The following is a 7,374-nucleotide window of genomic DNA, read 5'->3' as shown; positions in this document are numbered from 1 at the left end:
CGCCGGCCCTCGCGCAGGCGGCTGCGGCGCCGCCTCCGGCACCTGCTGTCGCCGCCCCGGCAAACGCTGCTGCTGCTGCTGCAGCCGCGCCGGGCGCCGAGCTGCCGGTGGCCGAGGTGCTCCAGGCCGCCGCGCCCGCGGCACCCATCCCGCCCACGCTGCCCACGCCCGCGGCTGCGCCCCCGACCGCCCGCACCCAGGCCACCGGCCAGGGCGGCGAACGTCCGCTCTACACGCCGCGCATCAACGAGTTCGGCCATGCCGAGGGCGACACCTACACTTACCGCGTGCTCGATACCTGGAAGGACACGGTGCTCGGCTCCTACACCACGGCCATCGAAGAGGTGCTGGACGACGGCCAGCTGCTCGCCAACGGCCAGCAGACGGCGATGGACGCCCAGGGCCGGCTCAAGCGCCAGCGCCAGGCCGACGGCTCGGCCTCGCAGTTCGAGCCGGCGCAGGAACTCTGGTGGTCCCAACCCCAGCCGGGCGAGCGCCGCAGCGTGCGCTTCGTCGAGAAATACGAGCGCCCGGGCCTGGGCCGCGGCGAGATCGAGTTCAAGGGCTCGAGCAAGGTCGGCCGCCTGCGCAAGATCGAGACGCCGGCCGGCGAGTTCGAGGCCCTGCCGATAGAAACCAGCGGCTGGACCTACGAGACGGCGCGCGCCGGCGGCCTCGTCAGCAACCAGTTCAGCCGCACCGTCTGGTACGCGCCCAAGCTGGGCCAGCCGGTGGCCATCGACATCGAGGACGCCGACCGCCTGGGCAAGCTGCTGCGGCGCGAGCGCGTCGAGCTGATGCACGCGCAGCAGGCACCGCGCGCCACGCCCTGATGATGAGCCGGCGCAGCGCCTGCACGTTCACGCTGGCGGCGCTGGCGCTGGTGCTGGCCGGCTGTGCCAGCCGCCCGCCGGCCAGCGAGCGCGACGGCCCCGAGGCGCGCCCGCCGCCCCATCTGGAGCGCGTGCCCGATGCCGTGCCACGCGTTGAAGCCCCGCGCAGCGGCGGTCCCAACAAGCCCTATGAAGTGATGGGCCAGACCCATGTGCCGCTGGTCGGCGACGTGGCGCTGGCCGAGACCGGCCTGGCCAGCTGGTATGGCCGCAAGTACCACGGCCGCCCCACCAGCAGCGGCGAGATCTACGACATGTATGCGATGACCGCCGCCCATCGCACCATGCCCCTGCCCAGCTATGCGCGCGTGCGCAACCCGGCCAACGGGCGCGAGGTGGTGGTGCGCGTCAACGACCGCGGGCCCTTCGCCGCCGGCCGCGTGATCGACCTCAGCTACACCGCGGCGCTCAAGCTCGGCGTGCTCGCGGGCGTGGCGCCGGTGGAGGTGAGGCGCATCACCAACGCCGAGATCCGTGCCGGCCTGGCGGCGCCGGCCGCTCCCATGATCGCGCCGCCTGCCCCCCCGCCGCCAGCGTCGCCAACGCCGCCCCCTCCCGCACCGGCTGCCGCTGCCGCGCTGGCGATGGCACAGCCCGAGGCCGCACCGGCCAGCAAGCCGGCCGAACCCACCGTCGAAGCAGCCACCGCCGGCTGGTGGCTGCAGCTGGGCGCCTTCCGCGACCGCGACAACGCGCTGCAGTTGCAGCAGCGCGCCCGCCAGGCGCTGCCGCCGCCGGCGCGCGTGGAGCTGTTCGACGAAGACGGCCTGGCACGCGTGCAGCTGGGGCCCCACGCCACGCGCGAACTGGCGCTGCAGGCGGCCGAACGCGTGCGCGCCCTGCTGGGCATCGCCGCCCTGCCCCTGGCCCGGCCCTAACCTCCCCGCTGACCGCGCATCCCTAGGACGGAGGGCGGGCCGGCTTGCCCGGCCCGCGCTTTGCACCGATGCTCGCCCGTCCAGCGAGGAGACGCCATGGCCGCCAGCGAGAACTCCCCCATCACCTTCGTCGTGCCGGGTCATGCGCGGGCACCGGGCGGCGCGCTGCGCGGCAGTGGCGGCAGTGGCGCAACGGACGGCGGCCTGGGCGGCCAGGTCAAGGCCGCGGTGCAGGTGGGCACGGTGCGCGACGGCGGGGCGCCGACGCGGCTCTCGGCCACGCCGGGCGAGGATGTGGTGGCACTGCACATCGCCGGCGGCCCCGTGCTCTACCTGCACCCGGCCACGGCGCGCGACCTGATGCGGGCCCAGGGCAGCACGCTGCGGGGCGGCCCCGCGCCCAGCGGCGACGTGGCGGTGCCAACCCAGCTGCGTTGGGCCGGCCTGGAGCAGGGTGCGCCCACGCGCGGCAAGGGCTTCCTCGGCGATGTGGTGCTGTCGGCGTTCGAGGTGCTGACCGGCTTCGCCAAGGACGCCGCCGTCAAGTTTGTCGCCAGCAAGGTGGTGCAGCAAGTCGACGCCCAGGTCGACGCCGGCGTCTACCAACTGGCCGCCGACGGGTTGGGCAAGTCGCTCAAGGGCAACGGCCGCAAGCTGGCCGCGGTGCCGGCCGCCGCCGGGCCGCTGCTGGTGCTGGTACACGGCACCTTCGTCGACAGCGTCAGCACCTTCGGCAAGCTGTGGCTGCAGCATCCGCAGCGCGTGCGCGAGCTGTTCAAGCACTACCAGGGCCACGTCTACGCGCTCGACCACCCCACGCTGGGCGCCAGCCCGGTGGCCAATGCGCTGACGCTGGTACAGGCCCTGCCGCAAGGCGCGCGCCTGCACCTGGCCACGCATTCGCGCGGCGGGCTGGTGGCCGAAGCGCTGGCGCGCGCCGCCTCGCAGCGCAGCCTGGGGCCGGCCGACCTGGCCTTCTTCCCCAGCACCACCCACGCCGACGTGCGCCGCCAGCTGCAGGCACTGATGCAGGCGGTGCAGGCCAAGGACATCCGCGTCGAACGCGTGTTGCGCGTGGCCTGCCCGGCGCGCGGCACGCTGCTGGCGTCCAAGCGCTTCGACGCCTACCTCTCGGTGCTGAAGTGGACGCTCGACCTGGCCGGCGTGCCGGTCGCGCCCTCGCTGCTGGGCTTCATCGCCGAAGTCGCGCGGCGCCGCGCCAACCCGGCCGAGATCCCCGGCCTCGAGGCCATGATTCCCGACACGCCGCTGCTGAACTGGCTGAATGCCGCGCCGGCGGCGATTGCCGGCGAACTGCGCGTGGTGGCCGGCGACATGGAAGGCGATTCCATCGGCAGCTGGGTCAAGACCCTGCTGGCCGACGCCTTCTACTGGACCGACAACGACATCGTCGTGCAGACGCGCTCGATGTACGGCGGCGCGCCGCGCCAGGGCGGCGCCAGCTTCCTGCTCGACCGCGGCGGCAGGGTCTCGCACTTCAGCTACTTCGCCAACGAGCGCACCGCCGCCGCGGTGGTCGAGGGCCTGACGCAGGACAAGGCGGCCGGCTTCCAGCCCATAGGCCCGCTGTCGTGGCAGGGCCAGGACAGCGGCGGCCTGCGCGGCGGGCCCGCCGCCGTGGCCCCCGGCAGCGACCCCACCAAGCCGGCGGTCTTCGTGCTACCCGGCATCCTGGGCAGCAACCTGGCCGCTGGAGAAGACCGCGTATGGCTCAGCCTGGGCATCGTCGGCGGCCTCGCGCGCATCGCCTACCGGCCCGAGGGCGACGAGGTGCGGCCCGACGGCGCCATCGGCATGGTCTACGCCAAGCTGATGCAGCACCTGGCCGCCACGCACGACGTGGTCGAGTTCGCCTACGACTGGCGCCGCCCGCTTGAGGACGAGGCGCGCCGCCTCGGCGCCGCCCTGACCCAAGCGCTGGACGCGCGCCAGGCCAGCGGCCGGCCGGTGCGCATCCTGGCGCATTCGATGGGCGGCCTGCTGGCGCGCACGATGGCGCTCGAATGCCCCCATGTGTGGCAGCGCGCGATGACGCATCCCGACGCGCGCCTGCTGATGCTGGGCACGCCCAACGCCGGCTCGTGGGCGCCGATGCAGGTGCTGTCGGGCGACGACACCTTCGGCAATGCGCTGGCCGCGCTGGGCTCGCCGCTGTCGGACCACGCGGCGCGCCAGATCATGGCCGCCATGCCCGGCTTCCTGCAACTGCAGGCCGGCCTGACCGATCCGGCGCGGGGCCTGGACAAGACCGAAACCTGGGCCAAGCTGGCGCAGGACGACTTCGACCAGATGCAGCAGAAGAACTGGTGGCACGGCTACGCCGGCGAGGCGCAGGAGGCCGTCTACCGCTGGGGCGTGCCGCCGCAGCCGGTGCTGGACCAGGCGCGCGCCCTGCGCGAGAGGCTGGACGCCCAGGCCGCCGCCGAATTGCGCGCCTGGGCACCCAAGCTGCTGCTGGTGGTGGGCAGCGCCAGGTTCACGCCCGACGGCTTCCAGACCGGCGGCAGCGATGGCTTCGTCTACGACAACGCGGTCGATGGCGGTGACGGCCGCGTGCCGCTGGCCTCGGCCCTGCTGCCCGGTGTCGCGACCTGGAAGCTGGCCTGCGACCACGGCAGCCTGCCCAGCGAGGCCCAGGCCTTCGAGGCCTATGTCGAGCTGCTCGAAAAAGGCAGCACGCAACGCCTGGCGCCGTTGGACGGCCTGCGCGGCGGCGAAGCGCCCGCCGCGCCGCGGCACGAGAAGTCGCGCCCGGCGCACGAGCGCCCGCGCACGCGCCCGGCGCAGACCGAGGCCGATGTCTTCCGCAGCGGCGAGCCGGCGGCCGAAGGGCAAACCGCCATCGATGCCGAGGCGCCGCTGCGGCTGACGCTGCTCAACGGCAGCCTCAGCTTCGTGGCGCAGCCGCTGATGATCGGCCACTACCGCTCGCTGCTGCTCACCGGCACCGAGGCCGTGCTCGACCGCCACGTCGGCGGCAGCATGAAGGTGGCGCTGGACGCCGGCCTCTACCCCGAATCGGCGGGCAGCAACCGCGTCTTCGTGCGCCAGCGGCGCACAGGCAGCGGCAGCGCCTTCGCGCCACCGGGCCCGCAGGCCGCCATCGTGGTCGGCCTGGGCGAGGAGGGCAGCCTGGGCACAAGGGCGCTGGTACACACGGTGCGTCAGGGCTGCATCGCCTGGGTGCAGCGCGTGGTCGAGGAAGGCGGTGGAAGCGACGGTGTCGAGATCGCCGCCACGCTGATGGGCAGTGGCGGCCTGGGCATCACGCCGGGCCGCGCCGCCCGCGCCATCGCCCAGGGCGTACACGAGGCCAACCAGCGCCTGGCCGCCAGCGGCTGGCCGCGCATCGCCGGGCTCACCCTGGTCGAGCTCTACCTCGACCGCGCCACCGACGCCTGGCGCGAGCTGCAGATGCTGGCCACGGCCTGCCCGCGCCTGTACCGCCTGGCCTCGGCCATCGCCTCGGGCACCGGCCCGCTGCGCCGCCAGCAGGACGACGGCTACCGCGGCGCCGCCTACGACATGATCAGCGTCACCAGCAGCGCCGACGGCAACGGCTTGTCGTTCGCGCTCGACACCCGCCGCGCTCGCACCGAGGTGCGCGCCCAGACCACCCAGCGCAAGCTGATCGCAGGCCTGGTGCGCGACGCCGCCACCGCCCAGGCCAGCGACCCGCAACTGGGCCGCGCCCTTTTCCAGCTGCTGGTGCCGGCCGAGCTCGAGCCCTTCCTGGCCGGCGAGGACAGCATGGTGCTCGAGCTCGACGCCGGCACCGCGCCCATCCCCTGGGAGCTGCTGGACACCGCGCCCGCCCAGGATGAGTCGCCGCCGCGCGAGGCCTGGGCCCTGCGCACCCGGCTGCTGCGCAAGCTGCGCAAGAGCAACTTCCGCCCAGCGCCCCAGGACGCCCGTGCCGAAGACGCGGTGCTGGTGATCGGCGAGCCGCTGATCGAAGAGAAGCACGGCTATGCCCCCCTTCCCGGCGCGCGCCAGGAGGCCGAGGCGGTGGCGCAGCAGCTCACCGCCCCCGGCGGCCTGGCGCCGGAGCGCGTGACCGCACTCATCGACCAGCCCGACGCGACGCGCGTCATCGTCGAGCTGCTGGCGCGCCGCTACCGCATCCTCCACATTGCCGGCCACGGCGAGCCGGTCGAGCTCGGCAAGCAGGGCCAGGTTTTGCGCACGCGCGGCGTCGTGCTGTCAAACGAGCTGTTCCTGGGCGTCGACGAGATCCGGGCCATGCGCGCCGTGCCCGAGCTGGTGTTCCTGAACTGCTGCCACCTCGGCGCCCTGCGCCAGCGCGAGCTGTTGCGGCCCGACCCCGGCGCCTTTGCCGCCACCGTGGCCGACGCGCTGATCGAGATCGGCGTGCGCTGCGTCGTCGTCGCCGGCTGGGCCGTGGGCGACGCCGCTGCCGAAGCCTTTGCCGGCCGCTTCTACCGCGAGCTGATGGCCGGCAGCAGCTTCATAGCCGCTGTGTACGAGGCGCGCAGGGCAGCCCTGGCTGCCGAACCCAACGGCAAGACCTGGGCCGCCTACCAGTGCTATGGCGATCCGAACTGGACCTTCCGCGGTCAGGTTGCCGATGCCCAGGCCGGCCGCGCCCCTGCCGACCCCAGCGCCGCCATCGCCTCGGCCTCGGGCCTGGCGCTGGCACTGGAGGAGATCGCCGTGCGGCTGCGCCACATGGGCGCGCCCGCCAGCGAGCAGCGTCCGCTGCTGGAAGCGCTGGAGCAGAACCTGGCTGGCCGCTGGGGCGGCGTCGGCGCGGTGGCCGAGGCCTTTGCCGTGGCCTGGGAGGCCGCCGGCAAGCGCGACAAGGCCATCACCTGGTACGAGGCCGCGCTGGCCGCAGGCGATGCCAGCGCCTCGATCAAGGTGTACGAGCAGCTGGGCAATCTGCGCGTGCGCGACGCCGCCGCCGCGGGCCGCCGGGCCAGGCCGCAGTCCAAGGCCTGGGCCGCCGCGCTGCAGGCCATTGCAGAGGCCGGCGCCGATCTGCAGACCCTGGCCGACACCTTGCCGACGGTGGAGCGCCTGTGCCTGTGCGGCTCGGCGGCCAAGCGCCGCGCGATGATGCTGGCCAGCGCCGGCGGACCGGACGCCCAGGCGCTGCAGGCCGCACGCCAGGCGGCTTTCGACGCCTATGCCAAGGCCGAGGCCCTGGCCGCCGACAAGGCGCCACAAGACCTGTTCTACCCAGGCCTGAACCGCATCGCCGCGGCGCTGGTGCTGCAAGGCGCGGGCTGCGCACTCGAAGCCACCGAGCCGGTGCGGCAGAGCCTGCGCCTGCGCCGCGCCAGCGCGCCCGGCTTCTGGAGCGAGGTGGCGCAGATCGAGTTCGAATGGCTGATGGCCGTGGCCGGCGGTCACCTGGCCGAAAGCCTGGACGCGCTGCGCGCCGCCTTCGTCGAACTGCATCTGCGCGCCGATGCCAGGAGCGACTGGCAATCGGTGGCCGACCAGGCCGACTTCGTGCTGGAGCCCCATGCCGCTGCCGCCTCCGATGAAGAGGCAGCAGCGGCACGGGAATTGATGGCCCTGCTGCAGGGTTTTGCGAACTGATTCTGGAGGAGATC

2 protein-coding genes and 1 pseudogene are annotated in these 7,374 nt (G+C 73.9%); all 3 read left to right on the top strand.

Annotated elements, in window-relative coordinates:
* Positions 1-833, top strand: a pseudogene (locus JMV16_RS15650) (hypothetical protein); the annotation flags it as partial.
* On the top strand, positions 833-1,771 hold the full coding sequence (locus JMV16_RS15645) for a septal ring lytic transglycosylase RlpA family protein (protein ID WP_201495205.1): 939 nt from the start codon (positions 833-835) through the stop codon (positions 1,769-1,771). The pseudogene JMV16_RS15650 and the gene JMV16_RS15645, both read left to right, overlap by 1 nt.
* A 96-nt stretch (positions 1,772-1,867) precedes the next feature.
* Positions 1,868-7,360: a CHAT domain-containing protein gene (locus tag JMV16_RS15640; RefSeq protein ID WP_201495204.1), complete on the top strand. Its 5,493-nt coding sequence runs from the start codon at positions 1,868-1,870 to the stop codon at positions 7,358-7,360.
* The last annotated feature ends 14 nt before the right edge of the window (positions 7,361-7,374 follow it).

The sequence above is a fragment of the Rubrivivax sp. A210 genome (assembly GCF_904426505.1).
Taxonomy (GTDB): Bacteria; Pseudomonadota; Gammaproteobacteria; order Burkholderiales; family Burkholderiaceae_C; genus Rubrivivax.
The sequence above is the reverse complement of the archived record's forward strand: the minus strand, read 5'-3'. Positions and strand labels throughout refer to the sequence as shown.